25 protein-coding genes are annotated in these 25115 nt (G+C 63.4%); 22 read left to right on the top strand and 3 right to left on the bottom strand.

Going from position 1 to position 25115, the window contains the following annotated elements; all coding sequences use genetic code 11:
* Positions 1–5 precede the first annotated feature (5 nt).
* Entirely contained in the window at positions 6–827 is an 822-nt protein-coding gene (gene panB, locus HMPREF2792_RS01925; protein ID WP_070530431.1) for a 3-methyl-2-oxobutanoate hydroxymethyltransferase, read from the bottom strand.
* A gap of 57 nt (positions 828–884) precedes the next feature.
* On the opposite strand from panB, the gene HMPREF2792_RS01930 reads away from it, so the two are divergent.
* The 6 genes from HMPREF2792_RS01930 to ndk are packed head-to-tail and all read left to right on the top strand — an operon-like array spanning position 885 to position 7276.
* The gene (locus HMPREF2792_RS01930; protein ID WP_070530434.1) at positions 885–3623 is read left to right on the top strand and encodes a valine--tRNA ligase; all 2739 of its coding nucleotides are present in this window, start codon (positions 885–887) and stop codon (positions 3621–3623) included.
* A complete protein-coding gene (locus tag HMPREF2792_RS01935; RefSeq protein ID WP_070530436.1) occupies positions 3623–5152 on the top strand; it encodes a bifunctional tetrahydrofolate synthase/dihydrofolate synthase in 1530 nt (509 codons plus the stop codon). Before HMPREF2792_RS01930 ends, HMPREF2792_RS01935 begins: the two co-directional genes overlap by 1 nt.
* A complete protein-coding gene (locus HMPREF2792_RS01940) occupies positions 5149–5595 on the top strand; it encodes a DUF4233 domain-containing protein (protein WP_070530438.1) in 447 nt (148 codons plus the stop codon). The genes HMPREF2792_RS01935 and HMPREF2792_RS01940 overlap by 4 nt, the downstream gene beginning before the upstream one ends.
* Positions 5596–5604: 9 nt before the next feature.
* The gene (locus tag HMPREF2792_RS01945; RefSeq protein ID WP_070530441.1) at positions 5605–6489 is read left to right on the top strand and encodes an alpha/beta hydrolase; all 885 of its coding nucleotides are present in this window, start codon (positions 5605–5607) and stop codon (positions 6487–6489) included.
* Between the two features lie 5 nt (positions 6490–6494).
* The gene (locus HMPREF2792_RS01950) at positions 6495–6806 is read left to right on the top strand and encodes a hypothetical protein (protein WP_070519479.1); all 312 of its coding nucleotides are present in this window, start codon (positions 6495–6497) and stop codon (positions 6804–6806) included.
* 59 nt (positions 6807–6865) lie between these two features.
* A complete protein-coding gene (gene ndk / locus HMPREF2792_RS01955) occupies positions 6866–7276 on the top strand; it encodes a nucleoside-diphosphate kinase (protein ID WP_070519481.1) in 411 nt (136 codons plus the stop codon).
* A gap of 110 nt (positions 7277–7386) precedes the next feature.
* Here the strand turns inward: ndk and HMPREF2792_RS12550 are convergent, their stop codons facing one another.
* Positions 7387–7737: an ArsR/SmtB family transcription factor gene (locus tag HMPREF2792_RS12550; RefSeq protein ID WP_083299213.1), complete on the bottom strand. Its 351-nt coding sequence runs from the start codon at positions 7735–7737 to the stop codon at positions 7387–7389.
* A gap of 114 nt (positions 7738–7851) precedes the next feature.
* On the opposite strand from HMPREF2792_RS12550, the gene arsB reads away from it, so the two are divergent.
* Entirely contained in the window at positions 7852–8916 is a 1065-nt protein-coding gene (gene arsB / locus HMPREF2792_RS01960) for an ACR3 family arsenite efflux transporter (RefSeq protein WP_070530482.1), read from the top strand.
* On the opposite strand, the gene HMPREF2792_RS01965 is transcribed toward arsB, so the two are convergent.
* Positions 8913–9716, bottom strand: coding sequence for a hypothetical protein (locus HMPREF2792_RS01965; RefSeq protein WP_209167744.1), 804 nt, complete (start codon positions 9714–9716; stop codon positions 8913–8915). The genes arsB and HMPREF2792_RS01965 overlap by 4 nt on opposite strands.
* A gap of 156 nt (positions 9717–9872) precedes the next feature.
* On the opposite strand from HMPREF2792_RS01965, the gene HMPREF2792_RS01970 reads away from it, so the two are divergent.
* The 15 genes from HMPREF2792_RS01970 (at position 9873) to HMPREF2792_RS02040 (ending at position 25012) form a co-directional block, all read left to right on the top strand.
* Positions 9873–13025: a translation initiation factor IF-2 N-terminal domain-containing protein gene (locus tag HMPREF2792_RS01970; protein ID WP_070530443.1), complete on the top strand. Its 3153-nt coding sequence runs from the start codon at positions 9873–9875 to the stop codon at positions 13023–13025.
* 201 nt (positions 13026–13226) lie between these two features.
* Positions 13227–13532, top strand: coding sequence for a 50S ribosomal protein L21 (gene rplU, locus HMPREF2792_RS01975; RefSeq protein WP_010190885.1), 306 nt, complete (start codon positions 13227–13229; stop codon positions 13530–13532).
* 43 nt (positions 13533–13575) lie between these two features.
* Positions 13576–13854, top strand: coding sequence for a 50S ribosomal protein L27 (rpmA, locus tag HMPREF2792_RS01980; RefSeq protein ID WP_070519487.1), 279 nt, complete (start codon positions 13576–13578; stop codon positions 13852–13854).
* A gap of 155 nt (positions 13855–14009) precedes the next feature.
* Positions 14010–15539: a GTPase ObgE gene (obgE, locus tag HMPREF2792_RS01985; protein WP_070530445.1), complete on the top strand. Its 1530-nt coding sequence runs from the start codon at positions 14010–14012 to the stop codon at positions 15537–15539.
* Between the two features lie 19 nt (positions 15540–15558).
* The gene (gene proB / locus HMPREF2792_RS01990) at positions 15559–16791 is read left to right on the top strand and encodes a glutamate 5-kinase (RefSeq protein WP_070519492.1); all 1233 of its coding nucleotides are present in this window, start codon (positions 15559–15561) and stop codon (positions 16789–16791) included.
* Entirely contained in the window at positions 16791–17720 is a 930-nt protein-coding gene (locus HMPREF2792_RS01995; RefSeq protein WP_070519494.1) for a D-isomer specific 2-hydroxyacid dehydrogenase family protein, read from the top strand. The genes proB and HMPREF2792_RS01995 overlap by 1 nt, the downstream gene beginning before the upstream one ends.
* A 15-nt stretch (positions 17721–17735) precedes the next feature.
* Complete coding sequence (locus tag HMPREF2792_RS02000; protein WP_070530447.1) at positions 17736–18641, top strand: D-isomer specific 2-hydroxyacid dehydrogenase family protein; 906 nt, start codon at positions 17736–17738, stop codon at positions 18639–18641.
* Positions 18641–19147: a DUF1707 SHOCT-like domain-containing protein gene (locus tag HMPREF2792_RS02005; RefSeq protein ID WP_070530449.1), complete on the top strand. Its 507-nt coding sequence runs from the start codon at positions 18641–18643 to the stop codon at positions 19145–19147. Before HMPREF2792_RS02000 ends, HMPREF2792_RS02005 begins: the two co-directional genes overlap by 1 nt.
* 75 nt (positions 19148–19222) lie before the next feature.
* Positions 19223–20491, top strand: a complete 1269-nt coding sequence (locus HMPREF2792_RS02010; RefSeq protein ID WP_070530451.1) for a glutamate-5-semialdehyde dehydrogenase — start codon at positions 19223–19225, stop codon at positions 20489–20491.
* Positions 20492–20555: 64 nt separating this feature from the next.
* Positions 20556–21476 carry a cutinase family protein gene (locus HMPREF2792_RS02015; RefSeq protein WP_070530455.1) on the top strand — a complete coding sequence of 307 codons (921 nt, stop codon included), beginning with the start codon at positions 20556–20558 and terminating at the stop codon, positions 21474–21476.
* A 10-nt stretch (positions 21477–21486) separates the two neighbouring features.
* A complete protein-coding gene (locus HMPREF2792_RS02020; protein WP_070530457.1) occupies positions 21487–22344 on the top strand; it encodes a cutinase family protein in 858 nt (285 codons plus the stop codon).
* Complete coding sequence (nadD, locus tag HMPREF2792_RS02025; protein WP_070530460.1) at positions 22337–22954, top strand: nicotinate-nucleotide adenylyltransferase; 618 nt, start codon at positions 22337–22339, stop codon at positions 22952–22954. The genes HMPREF2792_RS02020 and nadD overlap by 8 nt, the downstream gene beginning before the upstream one ends.
* Positions 22955–23061: 107 nt before the next feature.
* Entirely contained in the window at positions 23062–23529 is a 468-nt protein-coding gene (gene rsfS / locus HMPREF2792_RS02030) for a ribosome silencing factor (protein WP_070530462.1), read from the top strand.
* Positions 23526–24224: a histidine phosphatase family protein gene (locus tag HMPREF2792_RS02035; RefSeq protein WP_070530463.1), complete on the top strand. Its 699-nt coding sequence runs from the start codon at positions 23526–23528 to the stop codon at positions 24222–24224. Before rsfS ends, HMPREF2792_RS02035 begins: the two co-directional genes overlap by 4 nt.
* On the top strand, positions 24224–25012 hold the full coding sequence (locus tag HMPREF2792_RS02040; protein WP_070530465.1) for a DegV family protein: 789 nt from the start codon (positions 24224–24226) through the stop codon (positions 25010–25012). The genes HMPREF2792_RS02035 and HMPREF2792_RS02040 overlap by 1 nt, the downstream gene beginning before the upstream one ends.
* Positions 25013–25115 lie beyond the last annotated feature (103 nt).

Below are 25115 nucleotides of genomic sequence, written 5' to 3' on the forward strand. Positions count from 1 at the left end.
AAACCTTAGTCCTCGAAGGACTCCTCGGCGTTGGGGAAGGAGCGTTCGTTCACATCGGACACGTACTCCTTCGCGCCCTCCAGCAGCGCGCCGCGCAGATTCGCGTAGCGGCGCACAAAACGCGGCGCCTTGGGACCGCCCAGGCCGAAGGCATCGGTCCACACCAGAATCTGACCGTCGGTCTGCGCGCCGGCGCCGATGCCGATGGTGGGGATGGGCAGCTCCTTGGTCACCTGCTCAGCAAGGGCTGCCGGGACCATCTCCAGCACCACGGCGAAGGCGCCGGCCTCGGCGAGGGCGCGGGCGTCGTCGTGAAGCTTCTCCGCACCGGCACCCCGGCCTTGGACCACGAAGCCGCCCAAGGCGTGGACTTGCTGGGGCGTGAAGCCGATGTGGGCGCAGACCGGGATGCCGGCGGCGACAAGCGCGGCAACAATGGGAGCGCGCTCCGCACCGCCCTCCAGCTTCACGGCCTGCGCGCCGGTTTCCTTCATGACGCGCACCGCGGTCTCCAGCGCCTGGGAGGGGCCGTCCTCATAGGAGCCGAAGGGAAGGTCCACCACCACGAAGGCGCGGGAGGTCGATGCAACCACCGCGCGGGCAAGGGGGATCATCTCATCCAGGGTGAGCGAGAGCGTGGTTTCCCGGCCCAGCACCACATTGGCCAGTGAATCGCCGACGAGCAGGAGATCCACCCCGGCTTCATCGAAGATTTCGGCGGTCATGCAGTCATAGCTCGTCAGGCACGCGAAGGCCTGAGAGTTTTCTTTAGCGCGGGCGAAATGGCGGGTGCGGAGACGGGCGCGGCGGCCAGGGTTGTGAGACATGCCCTTACTCTAGACACGGCGCTGGTGCCAGTTGACGCACAGGGTAGAGTTGGCCAGGTGACTGATCAGAATAAAGAGCAACTCGTTGGCACCAACCGCGCGGACCAGCTTCCCAAGTCCTGGGAGCCGCAGGCAGTAGAGAAAGACCTCTACGAAGGCTGGGTAAGCGCCGGTTACTTCACCCCGGATTCTTCCTCGGAGGCGGAGCCTTATTCCATCGTGCTGCCGCCGCCGAACGTCACCGGCCAGCTGCACATGGGCCACGCCTTGGACCACACTCTGATCGACTCCATCATTCGCCGCAAGCGCATGCAGGGTTATGCCACCCTGTGGCTGCCGGGCGCTGACCACGCAGGCATCGCCACCCAGACCAAGGTGGAGGCCCGCCTGCGTGAGCAGGAGGGAAAGAAGCGCTGGGACTATGAGCGCGAGGAATTCATCAACAAGGTCTGGGAGTGGAAGGAAGAATTCGGTGGCACCATCCAGAACCAGATGCGCGCCATCGGTGACTCGGTGGACTGGTCCCGCGAGCGCTTCACCCTGGATGATGGCCTCTCCCGCGCCGTGCAGACCATCTTCAAGACCCTCTACGACGAGGGCATGATCTACCAGGCTAACCGCCTGGTTAACTGGTCCCCGGTGCTGGAGACCGCCGTCTCCGATATCGAGGTTGTCTATAAGGACGTCGAGGGCGAGCTCGTGTCCATTCGTTACGGCTCGCTGAACGACGACGAACCGCACCTCATCGTTGCCACCACCCGTGTCGAGACGATGCTGGGTGACGTCGCCATCGCCGTCCACCCGGACGACGAGCGTTACGCCCACCTGGTGGGTAAGGAACTGCCGCACCCCTTCCGCGATGATTTGAGCCTGAAGATCATCGCCGATGATTATGTGGACATGGAATTCGGTACCGGTGCCGTGAAGATCACCCCGGCGCACGATCCGAATGACTACGCCATGGGCCTGCGCCACGACCTGGACATGCCCACGATCATGGACACCACCGGCCACATCGCGAACACCGGCACGAAGTTCGATGGCCTGACCCGCGAAGAAGCCCGCGTGGAGATCCGCGAGGCGCTGCGCGAGCAGGGCCGCATTGTCAAGGAGATTCGCCCCTACGTCCACTCCGTGGGTCACTCGGAGCGCTCCGGTGAGCCGATTGAGCCGCGCCTGAGCCTGCAGTGGTTCGTGGCCGTGGAGAAGATGGCGAAGATGTCCGGTGACGCCGTCCGCGAGGGCGATACCACCATCCACCCGAAGTCCCTGGAGCCGCGCTACTTCGAGTGGGTCGATGACATGCACGATTGGTGCATCTCCCGCCAGCTGTGGTGGGGCCACCGCATCCCGATCTGGTACGGCCCGGAGGGCGAGGACGGCCAACGCGACATTATCTGCGTCGGCCCCGACGAGGAAGCCCCAGAAGGCTACGTCCAGGACCCGGACGTTCTGGATACCTGGTTCTCGTCGGCGCTGTGGCCTTTCTCCACGATGGGCTGGCCGGAAAAGACCGCCGATCTGGAGAAGTTCTTCCCCACGAACGTGTTGGTCACCGCCTATGACATCCTCTTCTTCTGGGTGGCCCGCATGATGATGTTCGGCACCTTCGCCGGCGCCCACACTCCGGAGCTGCTCGGTGAAGGCAAGGACGGCCGCCCGCAGGTTCCGTTCACGGATATCTACCTCCACGGCCTGGTGCGCGATGAGCAGGGACGCAAGATGTCGAAGTCCTTGGGCAACGGCATCGACCCGATGGATTGGGTGCGCGACTATGGCGCGGACGCACTGCGCTTCACCCTGGCCCGCGGCGCGAACCCGGGCGTGGACCTACCGCTTGCTGTCGACGCTGCTGCTGCCGGCCGCAACTTTGCCACCAAGCTCTTCAACGCCACCAAGTTCGCGCTCATGAACGGCGCGGGCGTGGCTAAGCTGCCGGCACGCGACGCGCTGACCGACGCCGACCGCTGGATCCTCGACCGCTCCGAAGAGGTCCGCGCCAAGGTGGACGCCTACCTGGATGATTACCAGTTTGCCAAGGCTAACGAGCTGCTCTACCACTTCGTGTGGGATGAGCTGTGTGACTGGTACCTGGAGATTGCCAAGACCCAGATCCCGCGCGACTTCGATGCGGCGAGCGCCGAGGAGCAGGCCACCGGACGCACGACCCAGATCGTCCTGGGCCGCGTGCTCGACCTGGTTCTGCGCCTGCTGCACCCGACCATGCCGTTCGTCACCGAGGTCCTGTGGAAGGCCCTGACCGGCGGGGAGACCATCGTCACCGCGCAGTGGCCGACTCAGGAGCACACCAACGGCGGCGCCGAGAAGGACGAGGTCGCCGCCCGCCGCATTCAGGACGCAGACAAGCTCATCACCGAGCTGCGCCGCTTCCGCTCCGACCAGGGTGTCAAGCCTTCGCAGAAGGTCCCGGGCCGCCTCGATTTCGCCGCGGCCGACCTGCAGGAGCAGGAAGGGCTCATCCGCAACCTGGCCAACACCACCGAGCCGGGTGAGGACTTCACCGCGTCCGCCTCCATCGAGGTGCGCTTGTCCCAGGCCACCGTCGAGGTCACCTTGGACAGTTCCGGTGCCGTCGACGTCGCCGCAGAGCGCAAGCGCCTGGAGAAGGATTTGGCCAAGGCCCAAAAGGAGCTGGACCAGACCGGCAAGAAGCTGGGCAACGAGGCCTTCCTGTCCAAGGCGCCGGAGGCAGTCGTGGAGAAGATCCGCGTGCGCCAGCAGGTGGCCCAGGAAGAAGTCGAGCGCATCACCGCACGTCTGGAGGGGCTCAAGTAGTGGCGGAGGAGAAAGACCGCGAGGAATTTGAGGTCGTCGATGCCCTCGCGGAGGGCACCGATGGCGGGCCGGTCGAAATCACCGACTCCGGCCTAACGCTCAACCTCGGCGGTGAGGATGACTACGAGGAGGCAGCGCCCGAGCAGGCCACGCCGGAGGAGCTCGCGGAGCTGGCTCAGGTGACCGCGGAGCTCAACGCGCGTGCCCCGGAGACTATCATTGAGCCCAGCCTCGAGCGCATCGAGATGCTCATGGATCTCTTGGGCAACCCGGAGCGTTCCTTCCACGTCATCCAGGTTGCAGGCACCAACGGCAAGTCCTCGACCGCGCGCATGATCGATTCGCTGCTGCGCGCCTTCCACCGCCGAGTAGGCCTCGTCACCAGCCCGCACCTGCAGTTGGTGACCGAGCGCATCGGCATCGACAGCCACCCCATCCACCCGCGCGACTTCGTGCGCATTTGGCGCGAAATCAAGCCCTATGTGGAAATGGTGGATTCCCGCTCCGACATCCCCATGTCCACCTTCGAGGTGCTCGTGGGTATTTCCTACGCGGCCTTCGCCGATGCGCCTATCGACGTCGCCGTGGTTGAGGTCGGCCTCGGCGGCACGTGGGATGCCACGAACGTGGTCAACGCGGAGGTAGCCGTGGTCATGCCGGTGGGTCTCGACCACACGGATTACCTCGGTGACACCATCACCGAGATCGCCGGTGAAAAGGCCGGCATCATCAAAGCCCGCGAGCACGACGCCGATGATGTGCTCACGCCGGGGGAGAACATCGCCATCATCGCCGAGCAGGAGCCGGAGGCCATGCGCGTGCTGCTGCAGCGCACCGTCGACGTCGGCGCCGGCGTAGCGCGCGCGGGCTCCGAGTTCGCCGCGCTGGAATCCCGCATTGCCGTCGGCGGCCAGCAGCTCACCATCCAAGGTCTCGGCGGCCTCTATGAGGACATCTTCCTGCCGCTGCACGGCGAGCACCAAGCCAAGAACGCGGCCGTCGCTTTGGCGGCGGTGGAGGCTTTCTTCGGGGCGTCGTCAGGCAATCAGCTCGATATCGCCTCCGTGCGCACCGGCTTTGCCAAGGCCGTTTCCCCCGGACGCTTGGAGCGCGTGCGCACCAGCCCCACGACCTTCTTGGACGCCTGCCACAACCCACACGGCGCTAAGGCCCTAGCAGCAGCGCTCGACCGCGACTTCGACTTCGCCCGCCTCATCGGCGTGGTGTCCATCTTCGCCGACAAGGACGCCGCCGGCATCCTCACCGCCCTGGAATCCGTGCTCACGGAAGTCGTGATTACTCAGAACACCTCGCCGCGCGCCCGCGATGCCTATGAGCTGGCGGAGCTCGCCCGCGACATCTTCGGTGAGGAGCGCGTGTACGTCGAACCAGAACTGCCCAGCGCCTATACCCAAGCCGTGGAATTGGCGGAGGAGGCCGACGTACAGTCCGGATCCGGCATCGTGATCACCGGCTCGGTAGTCACGGCAGGTGACGCCCGCGCACTCTTTGGAAAGGAGCCCGCATGAGCCCCCGCAAACCCGTCCCCGAGGAGGAGATTGGCCCGCTCGGACTAGGCCAAGCGCCGGCCAAGGATCCCCTCAAGCAATTCGGTGGCATGGTGGTGGCCAGCTCCCTCACGCTGGAACTCATCACCTTGGTTCTGGCGCTGCCGATGCTGTACAAGCTCTACGACGGCACCTTGTGGACCCCGTTCAACTATGGCGTGGTCATCGGTTTTATGGTGCTGCTGTTAGCGTCCTTCCCGTTCATGAACAAGCCCTGGATCGTCGGGGTATTGATCGTGTTCCACGTCATCGGCATTGTTCTTGGTTTCATGGTCCACTGGTCCGTGGCCACGATCTTCATCATCTTCGCCCTTCTCTGGGCTCTGGCAGCGTATATGCGCTCGGTGCTCGTTGCCCGCATGGACCGCGGCTACCTCACTACGCAGCACCTGACTGAGAAGTAGGCCGCCGCGGTGTATATCCGGCCGGAGCTGCGCGCGGGCGCAGCATTCATATCTTTGTGGGATCCGACCAACTCGCTGATCCGCCGCGCCGGACGTGTAGTTCCAGCGCTGTGGCCCGCCCCCTATATCCAGGGCGTGCGCACGCGGCGGGTGAGAAACGCCGAAATCCGCGCGACCATCTATAGCCCGGAGAACCCACGCGGCGCCGTGCTGTGGATCCACGGTGGCGGGCTACTGATGGGCCATCCGCGCCAGGACGTCAAACACCTCAAGGAGACGGCTGCAGAAGTAGGCGTGACGATCATCGCGCCGCGCTATCGCTATGCCCCGGAAAATCCCTATCCGGCCGCGCTTGACGACGTCCACTCAGCCCACCACTGGCTCCTCACGCACGCGGAGGAGCTGGGAGTTAGCCCGGATCGGATTGTCATCGGCGGCCAAAGCGCCGGGGGAGGGCTCGCCGCCGCCCTGTGCCAACGCCTCTATGATGAAGGCGGAATCCAGCCGGCGGGGCAGTGGCTATTTTGTCCGATGCTGGATGACCGCGCAGCGTCCACCGACCGCAACCCCATCTGGGATGCGGATTCCAACGCGCAGGCCTGGCGCTACTACACCAACGGCAACCCGGACGCGCCCTATGCCGTGCCCGGCCGCCGCGCGGATCTGTCTGGCCTACCGCCGGCCTGGCTTTACGCGGGCAGCAGCGAGCTCTTCTACGGCGAGATTGTGGACTACGCCGAGCGCCTGAAGTCCGCAGGCGTGCCCACGCAGTGCGAGGTTGTGGATGGCGGCGTCCACGCCTTCGAGTTGTGGGCTCCCTATACTGCGGAGGCGAAGCGCCTGCTCATGAACTCTCGCGTCTGGCTGCAGTCGACGCTGAACGCGCTAGACTAGCCGGCATGCTCTTTCTTCTCTACGGCCTGTCCGCCCTGCTGTGCATCGCTGCTCTCGTGGCCAAGCTGTATTTTGGCGGCTTTGCGCTGCCGCTGGCGCTGTTGATTCCGGCCTTCGTCTTCCTCGTCGTCGGCGTGCTCAAACAGCAGCGCGACGAGCGCCCGGTGGAGTTTGCGGATTTGGAAGAATGGCACCGCGAGGAGCTGAAAGGCCTGCTGGAGAGCGGCCAATACGGCACGGCCGTGCGTCAAGTGCAGATGTGGTTTCGTGGCACGAGCCATGAGCGCGCGGAGGAAATCGTGCGCCGCCTCACGTAGCGCTTATAAATTGGCCCACTGTCGGGACGCGGGAGCACCTGTTCTGTACTATGTGCCCTATGACTGAACGTACACTCATTCTCATCAAGCCGGACGGCGTGAAGAACGGCCACGTGGGCGAGATCATCTCCCGCATCGAGCGCAAGGGCCTGAAGCTCGTCGCCATGGATCTGCGCGTCGCCGACGAGGAGACCGCAAAGAAGCACTACGCCGAGCACGAGGATAAGCCTTTCTTCGGCGATCTCGTTGACTTCATCACCTCCGCACCGCTGGTTGCGGGCGTTGTCGAAGGTGAATCCGCCATCGCCGCATGGCGTCAGCTCGCCGGTGGCACCCACCCAGTAGAGAAGGCCACCCCGGGCACCATCCGCGGTGACTTCGCTCTGACCGTTGGCGAGAACGTCGTCCACGGTTCCGACTCCCCGGAGTCTGCTGAGCGCGAGATCTCCATCTGGTTCCCGAACCTCTAACTATGATTACTGCGCTGAGCGCGTAACGAAGCCCGAGCAGATGCTCGGGCTTTTTCTATTTCCCGCCCCGCTATTGCACGCTGGCTAACGGGTGCACGCTGGTTCGCGGGTCAATCGAAAGAGAGAAGTGTGCGCAACGCCGTAAAAGCGTCTTTTTCAACGCGATGAGTGACGGTACGGCCTCTTTGCTCTCGGGTGAGGAGGCCAGCTTCCCGCAGACGTGCCAAGTGGTGGGAGACTGTGGGTTGGCTCAGTGCGGTGAGCTCTGTGAGTTTCGTGACGCTCATCGGTCCGCACCCTTCATCACACAGAATGGACAGGAGCCGGAGGCGGGCTGGGTCAGCCAGGACTTTAAATTGCTGGGAAAAGTGCGCCGCCTCGGCGGCGCTCAGAGGGCCCGTGCTGAGGGAACAACACTCAGCCGCGTCAGCGCTGGTCTTGGGAGCGGGGGAGGAAGCCATGTGTTCAGTATATGGGCTATGCTTGCCTTCGTAATCATATTGACGTGCATCAATACGAGCTGTATATTGCACTTTCGTATCCTGCTCTGTTCAACAATGAAGGAAGAGGAAGACATGGCCCTGCCGCAGCGTCCCACGTTGTCTTTTCTTGACCGCTTTCTACCCGTGTGGATCATCTTGGCGATGGCCATTGGACTGCTTTTCGGCCACTTTCTCTCCGGAATTGGTCACGCCTTAGGGGCCGTCAAAATTGGTGGGATTTCCATTCCGATCGCAATTGGCCTCCTCCTCATGATGTATCCGCCTTTGGCGAAGGTCCGCTATGAGAAAACCCGGGAAATTGCTACTGATGGCCGTCTTATGGTGGTGTCGCTCGTCCTCAATTGGCTGGTGGGGCCTGCGCTCATGTTTGCCCTGGCATGGCTCTTTTTGGCTGACCAGCCGGAGCTTCGCACCGGCGTGATCATTGTGGGTCTTGCTCGCTGTATCGCCATGGTGCTCGTGTGGTCGGATCTGTCGTGTGCTGACCGCGAGGCAACGGCGATCCTTGTCGCGCTTAACTCTGTTTTCCAAGTGGCCATGTTTGGCGTGTTGGGATGGTTCTACCTTCGCATCCTCCCAAGCTGGTTGGGACTTGATACCACGAGTGCAGAGTTCTCTTTTTGGGCCATCGTCAAGGCTGTTCTCGTGTTCCTGGGCATTCCGTTCCTTTTGGGTGCGTTGTCCCGCTTCTGGGGCGAAAAGGCGAAGGGAAGAGAGTGGTTTGAGGACCGCTTCCTCCCTGCTGTATCGCCTCTGGCTCTGATCGGATTGCTTTACACCATCGTTCTGCTGTTTTCTCTGCAAGGCGAAAACATCGTGGAGCAGCCAGCAGCGGTAGCACGCGTTGCTGTGCCATTAGTTATCTATTTCGTTGGCATGTTTGTGTTGTCATTGGGCGTAGCTAAGTCCGTAGGGATGAACTATGCGCAATCTGCCAGCGTGGCTTTTACTGCTGCAGGAAACAATTTTGAGCTTGCGATCGCGGTATCCATTGGAACGTTCGGCGCGACTTCTGCCCAGGCCCTAGCCGGAACGATTGGTCCTCTCGTTGAAATCCCCGTTCTCGTGAGCTTGGTCTACCTTATGCTGTGGATCGGGCCGAAGCTCTTTCCGGGCGATGACACCCTTCCACGCTAGCGTGTGTGCGCGGCGTCCATGCTGCGCACACCTGCCTCGGTAAGCGTGATGTTGTAGGTGCGTTTTCCTTTGCCGTATATCAAGCCAGACATCTTCACCACGCCTGCCTTCTCGAGCTCGCGCATTTCCTCCTCGAGCCCCTCCTCGTAGCCGAGTAGCTTGCTCAATGCTGGGATGGAAATCGTGTTACCGGTAACGGCGCCCGCCGCCACCAATCCGCTGAGGGCCTCTGGGTGTTCCTCAACGGCGGCAATGCTTTTCTCTGTGACGCCATCCAAACTGTCCTTTTCTGTGATGGCTTTGATGCGGCGCTTGCCCACGCGGAAAGAGGTGGTGCCGAAGGCGCGGCCACCGATGATGAACGCCGGTATGGCAAAGGCCGTGTGGCCCGCTGCGACGAGGATGGGGTTGAGCGATATATCGCCGAGAATCCCGGTGGACTTAATCCCTTCGGTGATAAGCGGCGAAAAGATGGCGAGCACCGGCAACAAGTAGGCAAGGGTGGGGTAGTCGCCCGCCCGAAACTCTTCCTGCGCGGCTTGTACAAACTTTGGTTTGCTGCGAATGATGCGGAAGGCTCCGTAGAGCATCACCATGATGAGCACCGCGTAGACCGGGACCGCGTAGGGATAGGGGAAGTCAACGACGCGAAGGCCTGAAGCGATGCCCGCGGGTACGGCTACGGTCACGATATTCCGCAGCGCGATCTCGTTGCGGGCGCGCGCCTGCGCCACAGTGCGTGGCGCGTGGACAGGTATTTTCCGCTCTGCAGGTGTGTTTGTGGGCGCGCCGTTGGACATAGCGGCGATACTAACATGTGAGCCTTAATCGAGCTCTGTGCCAGAATAGAAGGCGCTGACAACTTAATAAAGATGATGAGAATTTTTCAAAGACTCACCACCGTGTGGCGGCAACCTGCGCCCGGGGTGAGCACAACGTCAGGAGATTAGCCGCTGATGGCATCCAAGAAGAAAACAGAAGAAGAACGTATTGAATCGACGTTGGCCGCGGCTGTAGCGGGGATTGACCGCGAGGCACTCGCTCCCAAGACTCGCCTTTATGCCTTGGCCAAGCAGGTGGGCGTGGCTTCCAAGGAATTGGTGGCCCAGTTCGCGGAGATGGGAATCAAGAAGTCCGCACAGTCCACACTTACGCCGGAAGAGGTGGGCCAGCTTATCGACGTCCTCGTGCCCGCCCCCGAGGACACCGACCAGGCCGCCACCGAGGGCACCGACCAGGCTGCAGCCACGGCTGATGCTGCGCAGACCCCCGAAGAACCTGTCGAAGAAACTACTGAAGCCCCGGCTGAGGAAAAGCCGGAGAAGACCGTGAAGAAGAAGCGCGCCAAGCGCGCGGCGAAGCGCGTGAGCAAGGCAGGCAAGAAGGCTGAGCCGAAGGAGCAGGCAGAGGAACCCGTACCGGAAGAGACTACTGCGCAGCCAGAGCAGCCGGAGCAGCTGAGCGAGGAAGAAGAAAAGCTGCGCGAGCGCGTGCGCAAGAACGTTGATAACGAGATTTCGCAGATCGTCGACAAGGTCGATGCCGAAATGCTGCACGAGGCGCTCGCCGAGGCCGGTGATAGCGCCGAGGACGAGGACCTCACCCCGCTGATCACCCCGATGGCTGAGGAAGACCCGGACGTGTACGACTTCGCGCCGGTCTTCATGGCGCCGAAGATCACTCCGCTGACCAAGCGCCAGAAGCCAGAAAAGCGCGTGGAAGAAACCGAGGAAGATTCGGCGCCGTCGAACCAACCGCGTGGTCGCCGTCGCGGCAGCCGCGGAACTTCCCGTGGCCGCGGGGCGGAAAGCCGCGGGCCAGCCCGCGAGGAAGTCGAGCACATTGAAGAGCCGAAGGCCATCAAGGGCTCAACCCGCATCGAGGCGCAGCGCCGCCGCCGTGCGGAGCTGCGGGAGAAGGGCCGCGAGCGCCAGCACATCGTCTCCCAAGCGGAGTTTCTCGCGCGCCGCGAATCTGTAGAGCGCACCATGGTGGTGCGCGATAAGCAGCGCACCGACAGTGCGGGCATCATCACCCAGGTCGGTGTGCTGGAGGATGATCTCCTGGTCGAGCACTTCGTCACGACGGAGACGCACCCCTCCCAAATTGGCAATATCTACTTGGGCCGCGTGCAAAACGTGCTGCCCTCGATGGAGGCAGCCTTCGTCGATATTGGACAGGGCCGAAACGGCGTGCTGTACGCGGGCGACATCGACTGGCGCGCATTGGGCATTGGCGGACGCGGCCGCAAGGTGGAAAATGCCTTGAAGTCCGGTGATCAGGTCCTAGTTCAGGTGGCCAAGGATCCCATCGGCCACAAGGGCGCGCGCCTGACCACCCAGATTTCTTTGGCCGGCCGCTTCCTGGTGTATGTGCCCGGCGGGCGCAGCGCGGGAATCTCCCGCAAGCTGCCGGTGCCGGAGCGCAAGCGCCTCAAGGGGATTCTGGAGCGCGTCATCCCGGGGGATGGCGGCGCCATCATTCGTACCGCAGCGGAGAACGTGTCGGAGGAGGACATCGCGTCCGACGTCAACCGCCTGCACTCCCTGTGGGAGGACATTAGCGCCCGCGCCGCGCACGAGAAGGCAACGAAGGGTGCCAAGCCGGTCACCTTGTACGAAGAGCCGGACCTGCTCATTAAGGTCGTGCGCGACCTTTTCAACGAGGACTTCAGCACCTTGGTTGTGGACGGCAAGCGTTCCTACAACACGGTCAGCGCCTATGTGGACTCCATGGCGCATGACTTGGCGGACCGCGTTGTGCGCTATGACGCCCGCGACCACGATGGCGAGGATGCCTTCAGCGCCTACCGCATTGATGAGCAGCTGCAGAAGGCCCTGAGTCGCAAGGTGTGGCTGCCGTCTGGCGGCACCCTCGTTATTGACCGCACTGAGGCCATGACGGTCATTGACGTCAACACGGGCAAATTCACCGGCTCCGGTGGCAACCTCGAGGAGACGGTGACCCGCAATAACCTCGAGGCGGCCGAGGAGATCGTGCGCCAAATGCGCCTGCGCGATATCGGCGGCATGATCGTCGTGGACTTCATCGATATGGTGCTGCCGGAAAACCAGGACCTTGTGCTGCGCCGCCTCAAGGAAGCGCTGGGACGTGACCGGACGCGCCACCAGGTTTCTGAGGTCACCTCACTGGGCCTGGTGCAGATGACGCGCAAACGCGTGGGCACAGGCCTCATCGAGACTTTCTCCACCGAGTGCGAGGCCTGCCATGGCCGGGGAATCATCATTCACGAGTACCCGGTTGATGAGGATGCCGAGGAGGAGAACTCGAAGCCGCAGCGCCGTAGCCGCAAGGAGCGCCGCACACCGCAGCGCGATCCGAAGCAGCACCCGGCTGCCGTGCGCATGCACCGCGACGACGAGGAAGCCGCCGCCGAGCACGAAACTGCCACAGAAAAGGAAGTTTCGCGCGATGACGAGTCCTCCTTGGAGGAGCTCGTGGCCAACGTGGTCGTCGTCGACGAGGACGAGCCGGATACCCCGGATAGCGCCTCCATTGGCTATGCCGTAGCGGAAAGCCTGGACGCGAAGCGCTCGAAGGCGAAGGCGAAGCGCTCGCGCAAGCCGCGCCGGGCAACGCGTACCTTCCGGGAGCCACAACGCGAGGAGACGAGTGAGGGCTCGCGCGCGAAGCACGGCAAGCGCGATGAGCACGCCGGTGCGGAAAAGGCATCCACGCAGCGCTCGGAGCAGACCTATGATGAGGCTGTCGAAGCCTTTGAGAAGTCACCGCGCCGCAAGCGCCGCACGCGCGGAAACTCCCGCTCGGATATTCGCCCAAAGCGTGAAGACTTCGCGCAGGACGAGGCCCCGGCCAAGGACGCTCAGCTAGCCGCCTCTAAGAAGAAGGCCAAGGCAGAGCGCAAGGGCGCGGAGTCGAGCGAGAACATGAGCGTGCGCGCGACCCGCAGCCGCGGCCGTCGCCGAGTGGTGCGCAAGATGGCGCAGAGCCAAGCCACCCAGAGGTCGAATGAACGCGGACAGGGGAGCGAGGCGCAGCGGCGAGAGTCTTCCGCACAGACCACAGCGTCGAAGGCGCGAAAGGGCGGGCGCGGGAGGCGTCGAGTAGCACGGCGCAGGTCGCGCTAGAAAAGGCGTTTTGCCTTTTCGCCCCCTCACGGGGTAGTCTTTGACAGTCGCTGTTTAGACCATGAATGCGCTCGATGGGACGCGCTGCGGTTCCCGCACGTCTCTCGCGGATGTGGTTCTAAACGCCAATGTCCAATGTCCATTCGCTAGCGGCACCACCCAGCTGCTAGCGAGCCGAGTTTAGATAAGGGGTAGCCCTCTATGTACGCGATCGTCAAGACCGGCGGAAAGCAGTACAAGGTTGCTGAAGGTGACCTCGTCAAGGTCGAGAAGATCGAGGGTGAGCCGGGTTCCTCCGTTGCTCTCACCCCGGTTCTGCTCGTCGATGGCGCAACCGTCAAGTCGAAGGCTGCAGACCTGGAGAAGGTCTCCGTCTCCGCTGAAATTGTCGAGCAGGGCAAGGGCCCGAAGATCGACATCCTCAAGTACAAGAACAAGACTGGTTACAAGCGTCGCCTTGGTCACCGTCAGCCGGTGACCACGCTGAAGATTACCGGTATCAAGTAAGCCTTAACCGGCTCTAATTCATCCCTGAAGGAGGGGAAACCACATGGCACACAAGAAGGGTGCTTCCAGCTCCAGCAACGGTCGCGATTCCGAGTCCAAGCGCCTCGGCGTTAAGCGCTTCGGTGGTCAGCAGGTTAAGGCCGGCGAGATCATCGTGCGTCAGCGCGGCACCAAGTTCCACCCGGGTGAGAACGTTGGTCGCGGCGGCGACGATACCCTGTTCGCTCTCGCGGCAGGCTCTGTTGAGTTCGGCGTCAAGCGTGGACGTCGTCTGGTCAACATTGTTCCGGCCGAAGAGGTTGTTGCAGAAGCAACTGCTTAAGAGCATAAAGTCTTAAATCCCGAGCGTCCCGCTCGGGATTTGGGCGTTTTCGAGCGCCGGCTTGGTGGGGAGCGTGAAAAACCAGGGGGCATTGGCTTCAGTTCCCCGCAGTGCTCAACTAGGACGGTATGCCAGGAACCGTTAGACTAGCGGGCATGGCACGATTCATTGACCGAGTGGTTTTGCACTTGCAGGCAGGCGACGGCGGACACGGCTGCGCCTCCGTCCACCGCGAAAAATTTAAGCCGCTCGGCGGGCCCGATGGCGGCAACGGCGGCCACGGCGGAGACATCCTGCTGGAGGTCTCACCCCAGATCCACACCCTCATGGATTTCCACTACCGCCCGCACCTGAAGTCCGGCCGCGGCGGCAACGGCGCTGGTGACTGGCGCAACGGCGCGCGCGGCGAGGACCTCATCCTCGAGGTCCCTGAAGGCACCGTGGTCTATACCGAGGACGGGGAGATGCTCGCGGATCTCACGGTCCCGGGCACCCGTTTCGTGGCCGCGGAGGGTGGTTTCGGCGGACTGGGAAACGCAGCGCTAGCCTCGGCCGCCCGCAAAGCCCCGGGCTTTGCGCTGCAGGGCGAGCCGGGCCAGGCGCGCGACCTCATCCTCGAGCTGAAGTCCATGGCGGACGTTGGGCTCGTCGGTTTCCCCTCCGCGGGCAAGTCCTCCCTCATTTCTGTGCTTTCGGCAGCCAAGCCGAAGATCGGTGACTATCCCTTCACCACCCTCCAGCCCAACCTGGGCGTGGTGGACATGGGCTACGAATCCTTCACCATGGCGGATGTCCCGGGCCTCATCCCGGGAGCCGCCGAGGGCAAGGGCCTAGGCCTCGACTTCCTGCGCCACATCGAGCGCACAGCGGTTCTCGCCCACGTGGTGGATACCGCTTCCATCGAACCGGGCCGCGATCCGCTCTCCGACATCGAGGCGCTCGAGACCGAGCTGGCCAAGTACCAGGAGCTCCTGGAACAGGACACCGGGCTTGGTGACCTGCGCGAGCGCCCGCGCGTCATCATCCTTAACAAGGCGGATGTTCCCGAGGCAGAGGAGCTCGCGGAATTCGTCAAGGGTGACCTCGAGGAGAAGTACGGCTGGCCGGTCTTCATCATTTCCGCGGTGGCGCGCAAGGGGCTAGAGCCCCTCAAATACAAGCTGATGGAGATGGTGAAAGAACACCGCAAGTCACAGCCCAAGGCGGCGGTGGACAAGAACCACACCATCATTCAGCCCAAGTCCGTGGGCAAGAAAAAGAAGGGCTCCTTCGCGGACTTCACCGTCCGCCCCGATCCCGAGGTGGAGGGCGGATTCATCGTCGAGGGCGACAAGATCGACCGTTGGATTCGCCAGACCGACTTCGAAAACGACGAGGCCGTGGGCTACCTCGCAGACCGCCTGGCCAAGGCCGGTGTCGAGGAAGAGCTGCACCGCCAGGGCGCGGAGGAAGGCTGCCCGGTCACCATCGGGGACATCACCTTCGAGTACGAGCCGATGGCCGGTGGCCGCGCAACTGATGCGGGCCGCGGACAGGACGGCCGCCTCATGGGCACCGACCGCGTCTCCGCCGCTGAGCGCAAGCGCGCCTCCCAGGCGCGCCGCGGCCTCGTGGACGAGTTCGACTTTGGCACGGACGGGGAAGTCACTCGCGAGTCCGCGAACCGCGATCGCTGGCAGGGTTAGCCCGGTATACTGAGCCGGTATGTCATCCGAACACGACAACCAGCTCGACTATCCTCTCCCCCTTGAACCCTTCGAGGGGCCGACCCCGGACGTGGACTACCCGGAGACCACCACGCTATCGGAGAAATCCAGCGGTTTCTCCTCGCCGCTGCGCGAGGAGATCTCCAAAGCCAAGCGCATCGTCATCAAAATCGGATCCTCGTCGCTAACGCGCGATGACTTCGTGACCTCCACCGAGAAGATCGACAAGATCGTCGACGCCGTCTGCGCACGCATGAACGTCTCCGACATCATCATCGTCTCCTCCGGTGCCGTGGCCGCCGGAATGGGCCCGCTGGGCCTGACCACGCGCCCCACCGATTTGGCCACCAAGCAGGCCGCCGCCGCGGTGGGCCAGGTGCACCTCGCCTACGAATGGGGCGTGTCCTTTGCCCGCTATAACCGCACCATTGGGCAGGTGCTGCTGACCGCGTCGGACGTCGGCAAGCGCGATCGCGCCCGCAACGCCCAGCGCACCATTGACCGTCTGCGCCAGATGCGCACGGTGCCCATCGTCAACGAGAACGACACCGTGGCCACCTCCGAGATGCACTTCGGTGATAACGACCGCCTGTCGGCGCTCGTGGCCAATCTGGTCGGCGCGGATGCCCTCTTCCTCTTCTCCGACGTGGACGGCCTCTACGACAAGAACCCGGCCGAGCCGGACGCCAAGTTCGTGGAGGAGGTGCGCACCGGCAAGGATCTCAAGGCGGTCGTGGCCGGCGATGGCGGCAAGGTCGGCACCGGCGGCATGGCCACGAAGGTCTCGGCTGCCCGCCTGGCCACGCGTGGCGGCATCCCGGTGCTGTTGACCTCGGCGGATAATATTGGGCAGGCGCTTGACGACGCCTCCGTAGGCACCGTCTTCCACACCCGTGAGGAACGCCGCCTGTCCGCCTGGAAGTTCTGGGCTCTCTACTGCGCGGATACCGGCGGCTCCCTGCGCTTGGACGAGGGCGCCATGGAGGCCGTGGTCCGCGGCGGAAACTCCCTGCTGGCCGTGGGCATTACCGACATTAAGGGCGAGTTCAACGCCGGCGAGATCGTGGACATCATGGGTCCCAAGGGCCAGGTCATCGGCCGCGGCGAGGTGGGCTATGACTCCACCACGCTGCACAACCTGCTGGGCAAGCACACCGAGGAGCTGCCGGAGGATATGCGCCGCCCGGTTGTCCATGCCGACTACCTGTCCAACTTCGCCTCCCGTATTTAATGCGCTATTTCATGGGCCCCGACGAGTGGGCGGCAACTGTGGCAGATATCGACGCAGCCGGACACGAGCGCGTCGAAAGTTTGGCGGAAGCCGAGGTCTTTGTGAATACCGCCTCGGACCCGGCGCAGACCCCGGAGATTCCCGAGAACATCAAGTGGGTGCAGTACTGCTTCACTGGGGTTAACCGCCACATCGATGCCGGGCTCATCCGGCGCGATGGCCTGCCGTGGTGTAACTCCGCGGGTGCTTTTGCCAAGCCCGTGGCGGAATCTGCACTGGGACTCATGCTCTCCCAGGCGCACCACCACAAGGCTTTCGCCCTCGCGAAGTCCTGGTCGGTGGCGCGTGAGCTCGATGAATCCCAAGCCTGGCTCTATGAGCAGCAGGGGCCAACGCGTGTGGTCATCGTGGGCGCGGGAGGCATCGGCAAGCAGCTCATGGTCTACCTCGCGCCCTTCGGCGTGCACATCACCGCGGTGAACCGCTCGGGCCGCCCGGTAGAGGGAGCGGACGTGACGTTGCCCATCGAGCGCGCCGACGAGGCCTGGGATAAAGCGGATTTCGTCGTGAGCATTTTGCCGGCGACGGCCGCCACGGAAGCCTTTTTCGACGCAGCGGTGTTCCGCGCCATGAAGCCTTCGGCGGTGTTCGTCAACGTCGGCCGCGGCAGCACCGTGGTCACGGACGATCTCGTAGAGGCTCTGCGCACGGGCGAGATTGCCGGCGCGGGCCTGGAGGTCATGGACCCGGAGCCGCTTCCGGATGGCCACCCGCTCTACGATCTACCCAACGCCACGCTGACGCCGCACATGGCGGCCTCGGATCACGTGGCCCAGTACCACCTGGGTGCTATCTTCAATGCCAACGCCGCCGCGTGGGAGCGCGGCGAGGATATGCCCACCCGCGTCGACCCGGACGCCGGCTACTAGCTAAGGAGGATGTGCATGAAGTACGCCATCGAACCACACCCCTGGGAGGAAACCATCGAGGTGCTCGACGCCGCGGGCTTTGAGCGCGCCCCGCTAGATGAGGCCTCCTTCCTCATCTACACCGGCGATGGCACCGACTTCCCGGAGCCGCTGCCGGAGAACATTGGCTTCGTGCAGATTCCTTCGGCGGGCGTGGACCACGTGCTTGAAGTGATGAAGGGGAGCAGCGTGCCGTGGTCGAACGCCGCCGGTGTCTATGACAACACGGTGGCGGAATCCACCATCGCGCTGCTTTTGGCGCAGCTGCATGCGCACCGCCGCGTGAACGGCACGTTTGATTCCTATGCAGAGATGGAGGCGCACACTTCCTATCTTTATGACGACAAGACGGTGGCCATTATTGGTGCCGGTGGCATTGGCAAGCGTCTGATCAGCATGCTCTCCGGCTTTGGGCCGCGCATCATCGCGGTGAACCGCTCCGGCAAGCCGGTCGAGGGCGCGGAGGAGACTTACCCGATTTCTGAAGTGGACAAGGTCTGGCCTCAAGCAGACTACTTCGTGCTCATCGCCCCGCTGACCCCGGAGACCCGCCACATGGTGGACGCGGAGTCTTTTAAGCAGATGCCGGATCACGCGGTCGTGGTCAACGTGGGCCGCGGCCCGCTCGTCAAGACTGAGGACCTCGTTGCGGCATTGGAGGAAGGGGAGATTGCGGGTGCGGCACTCGACGTCACCGACCCTGAACCGTTGCCGGAGGATCACCCGCTGTGGCAGGATAAGCGCGTGGTTATCACCCCACACATTGCCAATACGCAGCGCTCCGTGCGAGAAAAAATTGGCGCGCACACCGTCAAAGTGGCCAAGGCTTTCGCGGCGGGGGACAAGCTGCCTACTCTGGTTGACCCGAAGGCAGGTTATTAATGGAGAACCCCGATATCCGCGTTGGTGATGCGGAGCGCTCTGAGGCCCTGGAGCAACTGAGCCAGCACTTCGTCAACGGTGCGTTGGGCCCCGATGAATTTGAGCAGCGCACCGGCGAGGCTGCCGCGGCGCGCACGCGCGGAGACGTCGAAAAGCTCTTTGCGGACCTGCCGGAGCTTGCCACCCCCAGCGCCACAACACCCGCACGCTGCCACGAGGCGGAGCTGGAGGACATGCTCGCCCGCGGCCGCAAGGTGCAGATAGTGGATTCCGTCATTTGGTCGGTAGCGATGATCGCGCTCTTCCTGGGCCTCTTTGTCTTCGACTGGAGCTATTTCTGGATCTCGCCCGTCATCGCGTTTTTCGCTTCTTGGGCTGCGCGCGGGGTACTGAAGTTCAGCGAGTCGGATGAAGAGCTCTTCGATGAGCTTTCCGAAGGGGAAAAGAAAAAGCGCGCTGAGCGCCTGCGTGCCGCGGCGGAGCGCCGCCGCGAGCTTGGGGCCTAAGACTGGCGCTCATTATGAGCCCATAGCTGTACAAAACCCTGACAAGCGGGCAGACCTTCCGTACGCTGGTATGGCATGAGCAACACCGAACGTGAAGAAGTTCTGTCCAAAGCCCGCGCCGCCAAGGCGGTGGCGCCACAGTTCGCGCAGCTGCCCACCCCGCGCAAGAATGAAATCCTCAACCGCGCCGCTGAGAATCTGATTGCGCACACCGAGGACATCCTCGCGGCGAACCAGCTCGATATCGAGGCCGGCCGCGCCAACGGCATGTCCGAATCCCTCATCGACCGCTTGTCGCTTGATGCAGCCCGCATCGAGGGCATTGCCGGCGGCCTACGCCAGGTAGCCTCCCTCCAGGACCCAGTAGGGGAGATTCTGCAGGGTCGCACCATGGATAATGGCATCCAGATGAAGCAGGTCCGCGTGCCGCTCGGCGTGATGGGCATGGTCTATGAGGCCCGCCCGAATGTCACCGTCGATGCCTTCGGCTTGGCCCTGAAGTCCGGCAACGTGCCGCTGCTGCGCGGCTCGAAGTCCGCGAAGAACTCCAACGCCAAGCTCGTTGAGCTCCTCCAGGACACCCTCGTGGAGTTCGATCTGCCGCGCGAAGGCGTGCAGCTTCTGCCCTGTGAGACCCACGATTCCGTGCAGGACCTCATCACCGCCCGTGGCCTGGTGGACCTGGTCATCCCGCGTGGCGGCGCGCGCCTCATCAACGCCGTCGTGGAAAACGCCACCGTCCCCGCCATCGAGACCGGTACTGGCAACTGCCACTTCTACGTCGATGCCTCCGCCGACTTGGACAAGGCCATCGACATGGTGATCAACGGCAAGACCCGCCGCACCTCGGTGTGCAATGCCACGGAAGGCGTGCTGATCGACGCTGCCCTTGACGACGCCTCGAAGCTCCGCATCATCACCTCCCTTCAGGAGGCAGGGGTCACCATCCACGGCGACGTGAAGGAGCTCGAGGCCTTCGGCGTTGAGGACGCCGTGGAGGCCACCGACGAGGAGTGGCGCGAAGAATTCCTCTCCATGGATATCTGCGCCAAGGTGGTCGACGGCGTCAACGGCGCCATCGCGCACATTGCCGAGTACACCACCGGCCACACTGAGGCCATTGCGGCCCAGGATGCTGACGTGCTGCTGACCTTCGCCAACGAGGTAGATGCCGCAGCGGTCATGCTCAACGCCTCCACCGCGTTTACCGATGGTGAGGTATACGGCATGGGCGCCGAAATCGGCATCTCCACCCAGAAGCTGCATGCGCGCGGCCCGATGGCGCTGCCGGAGCTAACATCCACCAAATGGGTGTTGCAGGGCACCGGCCAGACCCGCCCTTAGGGGTTCGTGCTGCGCGCCGGGGGAGCACTGGGTATTCTAAAGCGCGGTAATAACAAAGAACTGAATGGTGCCTTCTCCCATGCTGTCCCGCATTGCTTCCTCCGTGGCCGCCGCCGTCATGGCCGTGTCCGCCTTCATTGTCCCGCAAACCATCTCCGCACCCGCCGCGCACGCTGACGAACAGTGCCCCGCAGTGGTCGTCGTCGCCGCGCGCGGCTCCGGCCAAAACGGTCAGGTCTACCCCACGCAGTATTCGAACCAGGGCGGCCGCGCCTCCAATGGATGGGAGGGCGAATCCATCCGCGCCATGCTGCAGGGCGCCGAGGCACGCTACCAGGCCACTCACGGCGGAAATTCGCTGATGAAGGACGTCTACGTGCTGGGCCTGGAGCCGCAGTACTATCCGGCGACCTACCCGGAATACTCTGTTCCGAACGAGACGGTTCCGAACACCGCGGCTGACCTCGTGCGCCTGGCCACGCAGTACGCCAACCCGGTCATCAACACCGCAGTCTCCGCCATCAACCAGTTCATGTACTCCGTGCAGACCGGCAATCGTGGAGTGACCAGCGCGATCAACAGCTATGAAGCCGCCACCGGTTGCCACCCGCAATACATCCTGTCCGGTTACTCCCAGGGCGCCATGATCCTGTCCAACCACGAGGTGGAACTGGCCCGCCGCGGTCAGCTCGCAGGCGTCGTGACCTTTGGTAACCCGCTGACCCGCGCAGGGGACCCGGCCGTCGTCGGTGCAACCCAGGGCGCGGGCGGCCCGATGGGCTACTTCCCGCAGATGCGCGCCAACGTCAGCCGCGTGGACTACTGCCTGCCGCTCGACGCCGTGTGCGACCTCTCCGCCCAGACCCTCTACGCCGCCAAGCCCACCGGCGGCTCCCATGGCCAGTACTTCTTCACCAACCACCAGTGGGATAACCAGGTCTACGATTCCATCGGCCGCATGGTAGATGGCGTCCGTTTCCGCTAAACAGGAAAGAATGAAGTCTCTTTCTTTTCGTGTTTCCTGTGTAGCTGCCGCCCTTGGCACGGCGGCGTCCCTTCTTAGCGCGCCGGTGGCCTCGGCGAGTGGTGTCGGCACGTGCCCCGACACCGTGGTGCTTGTCGCGCGCGGTTCAGACCAGAACGAGGAACAGGGCGAATACGTAGGCCCGCAGCGTTACTCCGAGCGTGCGCCGGAATCGACCGGCTTTGAGGGACGCAACTTTGCCGCTCTGTTCCATCAGGTAGAGCAGCGCCACCCCGGCACAATGGATGGCGTTTATGTTCTGGCTTTGGGGCCGGAGGCGTACCCGGCCTCGATGAACCTGCCGCCCTTGGCGCAGGAGGGGGAAGACTTGGGCCCGCTTCAGCTTGTGCAGCGAGCGCTCGGGATTCTCCAGGAGCATTCCCTCGGGGAGATGGCGTATTCGGTGACGTTTGGAGCTGCCGACAGCCTGCGTACCGGCGCCCGCAATGCGCCGAAGGTGGTGGACAACTATGAAGCCACCACCGGCTGCCACCCGCGTTGGGTAGCCGCTGGCTATTCGCAAGGAGCGCTTGTTGCGACGAGCACGGAGGAGTACCTCGCAGAATCCGGGCGCCTGCATGGTGTGCTCACCTTTGGCAACCCCTTGCACCAAGTGCCGTGGGCTAAGAACCGCACCGGGCTGCCGGCGCAGCGCTACGTCGATTATTGCCTGGAAGGGGATTTCGTCTGCGACTTCTCCCTCGACGCCGCTAACCGCGCCCTGGCCACCAAGGCCGAGCGCCATGCCTCCTATTTCTTGGCGGAGCCTTCCGGGCAGGACATGCAGGTCATCGACTCCGTGGCCGGTATACTCACCAGCCATGACTAGTCCGCAACGCATCGGCATCATGGGCGGCACCTTTGACCCCATCCATAACGGTCACCTCGTCGCCGCCAGCGAAGTAGCCCACCGCTTTCGCCTCGACACGGTGGTCTTCGTCCCCACCGGCCAGCCTTGGCAAAAGGCAGACAAGCAGGTCACTGCCGCCGAGCACCGCTACCTGATGACCATGGTGGCCACGGCGTCGAACCCGCGTTTTACCGTTTCCCGCGTGGACATCGACCGCGAAGGGCCCACCTACACCATCGATACGCTGCGGGATCTGCGCGGAATCTTCCCGGACGCCGAGCTCTACTTCATCACCGGCGCGGATTCGGTGGCCTCCATCATGAGCTGGCGCAACTGGGAGGAGATGCTGGAGATGGCTCACTTCGTTGGCGTGACCCGTCCAGGCTATGACCTGCGCAAGGACATGCTGCCGCAGGATTCCCAAGATGACATCGAGCTGATTGAAATCCCCGCCATGGCCATTTCCTCTACTGATTGCCGCGCCCGCGCGCAGCAGGGCCAGCCGGTGTGGTACCTCGTGCCGGATGGGGTGGTGCAATACATCGCAAAGAACCACCTCTATGGTCCGCACCCGGAAAAGCCCCTGTAACGTCTGTGCCTTTCCGGTAGTCGGGCGGGGGAATTCGACTAGGAAAATGAGCCTTGTCGTGTAAGACTAGAGTTCTTAAGCAGAAAAGTACTTGTGTAGGGATTGTCATGTCGATTACTGATGAAGCACGCCGCATGGCGGAAACCGCCGCCCTGGCTGCGGATGAGAAACTGGCCACCAACATCGCTGCTATTGATGTTTCCGACGTGCTGGCGATTACCGAGGTCTTCGTCTTGGCCTCCGCCGATACCGAGCGCCAGGTGGCGTCCATCGTGGAGGAAGTTGAAGACGAGCTGACCAAGCAGGGCTTCGAGCCCAAGCGCCGCGAAGGCAACCGCGAGAACCGATGGGTACTGCTCGATTACGGCCCCATCGTGGTCCACGTCCAGCGCAACGATCAGCGCGAGTTCTATGGCCTGGACCGCCTCTACCACGATTGCCCGCTTCTCGACATCCCCGGTATAGACACCCCGGAGCGCCCCGGCGAGTGGTCCAATGACGTCAACCCTCGCGACATCGACTCCTTCGATGAGCTTCCCCTGGCCCAGCCAGAGCCGGAAGACGACGAATTATGACCCGCCGCCTCCTCCTCATCCGCCACGGCCAGACCACCTATAACGCCACCGGCCGGATGCAGGGGCACCTGGATACCGAGCTTTCGGAAGCGGGCCACTCCCAGGCTCGCGCCGCCGCGGATCTGCTCGAGGACAAAGGGATTACCGCGATTGTCTCCTCGGACCTCATCCGTGCCCGCGATACCGCCGAGATTATTGCTCGGCGCTTGGGGCTTGAGGTGTCCGTCGATAAGCGCCTGCGCGAAACCCACCTCGGTGAGTGGCAGGGGATGACCTCCGCTGAAGTAGATGAGCAGTTTCCTGGGGCGCGTGCGCTGTGGCGCCACGACCCCACCTGGGCGCCGCCGCAGGGCGAAAGCCGCGTCGATGTGGCCAACCGTGCCCGCCCCGTGATTGATGAGCTCATGCAGAATCACCCGCAGTGGGATGAGGGGGCTGTCCTCGTCGTCGCGCACGGCGGCGCCATTTCAGCGCTGACCTGCCACCTGCTGGGCTTGGAACACCACCAGTACGGGATCCTGTCTGGGCTGAAGAATACGCACTGGTCGCAGCTGACCGCGCGGCCCGAGTTTGATGCTGCACGGCCGCTGTCTCCGCTGGAATTCACCCCGGAGAACGTCGGCCGCGCCCAGTGGTACTTCGATGGCTGGAATATGGGCGGCGCCGTCATCGGGGGCGCGGGGGCGGACGTCTAGTGATCCGCGTTGTTACCGATTCCGCCGCGGGCTTGCCGGAGGATATCGTCGAGGAGCTCGGCATATGCGTCGTGGACCTGCACGTCATGGAAAGCCATGGCAAGGATGGTGCGGAGCTGTCCACTTCCGGTTTGACTGCCCTTGAGCTGGCTGCTTTATACGGGCGGCAGATGGAGCGCTCCGGTGATGATGGTGTGCTGGCCATCCATCTGTCGAAGGATCTGTCCTCGACGTGGTCGGCGGCGGTGACCGCTTCCGGCGTTTTCCCGAACACCGTGCGTGTTATTGATTCCGGCACTGCCGGCATGGCGATGGGCGCGGCTGCTATGGCGGCGGCCAAGCTTGCGCAAGAGGGCGCTTCGCTCGACGAGTGCTATGCCGCAGCCATCAACACCCTTGAGCGCGGGCACACCTTGGTCTACCTCAGCTCGACGGAGGAGCTTCGCCGCTCCGGGCGCATGTCCGCGGCCACGGCGATGCTGTCCACCGCACTCCTGGCTACTAAACCGATCATGGCCATTCAGGGCGGCAAGCTGGAGATGGTGGGCAAGACCCGCACCCAAACCAAGGCCTTTACCAAGCTCGTGGACCTGGTGGCCTCCCGCGCCGAGGGCAAGCCGGCCTTCATCGCGGTGCAGTACAACGAGGACAAGGTCTCGGCCCGCCGGCTGGAGGACTTGCTGCGTTTGGCCCTGCCGGATTCCTCTTTCATGCTGGTGCCGCTTATCGACGTCCTCGCAGTCCACGTCGGCCCCGGTGCCATCGGCGTCTCCGCGGTCTTTAGCTGACGGCGGGGCCGAGCTAAGACGTTGTTGACGCCTTCAACAAGTTATCCACAGGCTGCGGCTTAAGCCCTCGACGGGGGTGTGGACGCTGCGTAGCGTCGCGGGC

Source organism: Corynebacterium sp. HMSC068H04 (genome assembly GCF_001811255.1).
Classification (GTDB): Bacteria; Actinomycetota; Actinomycetes; order Mycobacteriales; family Mycobacteriaceae; genus Corynebacterium; species Corynebacterium hesseae.

Coding starts and splice junctions, on each gene's coding strand:
- panB (WP_070530431.1), bottom strand. CDS start 827: ATGTCTCACAACCCTGGCCGCCGCGCCCGTCTCCGCACCCGCCATTTC.
- HMPREF2792_RS01940 (WP_070530438.1), top strand. CDS start 5,149: ATGAGCCCCCGCAAACCCGTCCCCGAGGAGGAGATTGGCCCGCTCGGA.
- HMPREF2792_RS01950 (WP_070519479.1), top strand. CDS start 6,495: ATGCTCTTTCTTCTCTACGGCCTGTCCGCCCTGCTGTGCATCGCTGCT.
- ndk (WP_070519481.1), top strand. CDS start 6,866: ATGACTGAACGTACACTCATTCTCATCAAGCCGGACGGCGTGAAGAAC.
- HMPREF2792_RS12550 (WP_083299213.1), bottom strand. CDS start 7,737: ATGGCTTCCTCCCCCGCTCCCAAGACCAGCGCTGACGCGGCTGAGTGT.
- arsB (WP_070530482.1), top strand. CDS start 7,852: ATGGCCCTGCCGCAGCGTCCCACGTTGTCTTTTCTTGACCGCTTTCTA.
- HMPREF2792_RS01965 (WP_209167744.1), bottom strand. CDS start 9,716: ATGTCCAACGGCGCGCCCACAAACACACCTGCAGAGCGGAAAATACCT.
- HMPREF2792_RS01970 (WP_070530443.1), top strand. CDS start 9,873: ATGGCATCCAAGAAGAAAACAGAAGAAGAACGTATTGAATCGACGTTG.
- rplU (WP_010190885.1), top strand. CDS start 13,227: ATGTACGCGATCGTCAAGACCGGCGGAAAGCAGTACAAGGTTGCTGAA.
- rpmA (WP_070519487.1), top strand. CDS start 13,576: ATGGCACACAAGAAGGGTGCTTCCAGCTCCAGCAACGGTCGCGATTCC.
- obgE (WP_070530445.1), top strand. CDS start 14,010: ATGGCACGATTCATTGACCGAGTGGTTTTGCACTTGCAGGCAGGCGAC.
- proB (WP_070519492.1), top strand. CDS start 15,559: ATGTCATCCGAACACGACAACCAGCTCGACTATCCTCTCCCCCTTGAA.
- HMPREF2792_RS01995 (WP_070519494.1), top strand. CDS start 16,791: ATGCGCTATTTCATGGGCCCCGACGAGTGGGCGGCAACTGTGGCAGAT.
- HMPREF2792_RS02000 (WP_070530447.1), top strand. CDS start 17,736: ATGAAGTACGCCATCGAACCACACCCCTGGGAGGAAACCATCGAGGTG.
- HMPREF2792_RS02005 (WP_070530449.1), top strand. CDS start 18,641: ATGGAGAACCCCGATATCCGCGTTGGTGATGCGGAGCGCTCTGAGGCC.
- HMPREF2792_RS02010 (WP_070530451.1), top strand. CDS start 19,223: ATGAGCAACACCGAACGTGAAGAAGTTCTGTCCAAAGCCCGCGCCGCC.
- HMPREF2792_RS02015 (WP_070530455.1), top strand. CDS start 20,556: ATGGTGCCTTCTCCCATGCTGTCCCGCATTGCTTCCTCCGTGGCCGCC.
- HMPREF2792_RS02020 (WP_070530457.1), top strand. CDS start 21,487: ATGAAGTCTCTTTCTTTTCGTGTTTCCTGTGTAGCTGCCGCCCTTGGC.
- nadD (WP_070530460.1), top strand. CDS start 22,337: ATGACTAGTCCGCAACGCATCGGCATCATGGGCGGCACCTTTGACCCC.
- rsfS (WP_070530462.1), top strand. CDS start 23,062: ATGTCGATTACTGATGAAGCACGCCGCATGGCGGAAACCGCCGCCCTG.
- HMPREF2792_RS02035 (WP_070530463.1), top strand. CDS start 23,526: ATGACCCGCCGCCTCCTCCTCATCCGCCACGGCCAGACCACCTATAAC.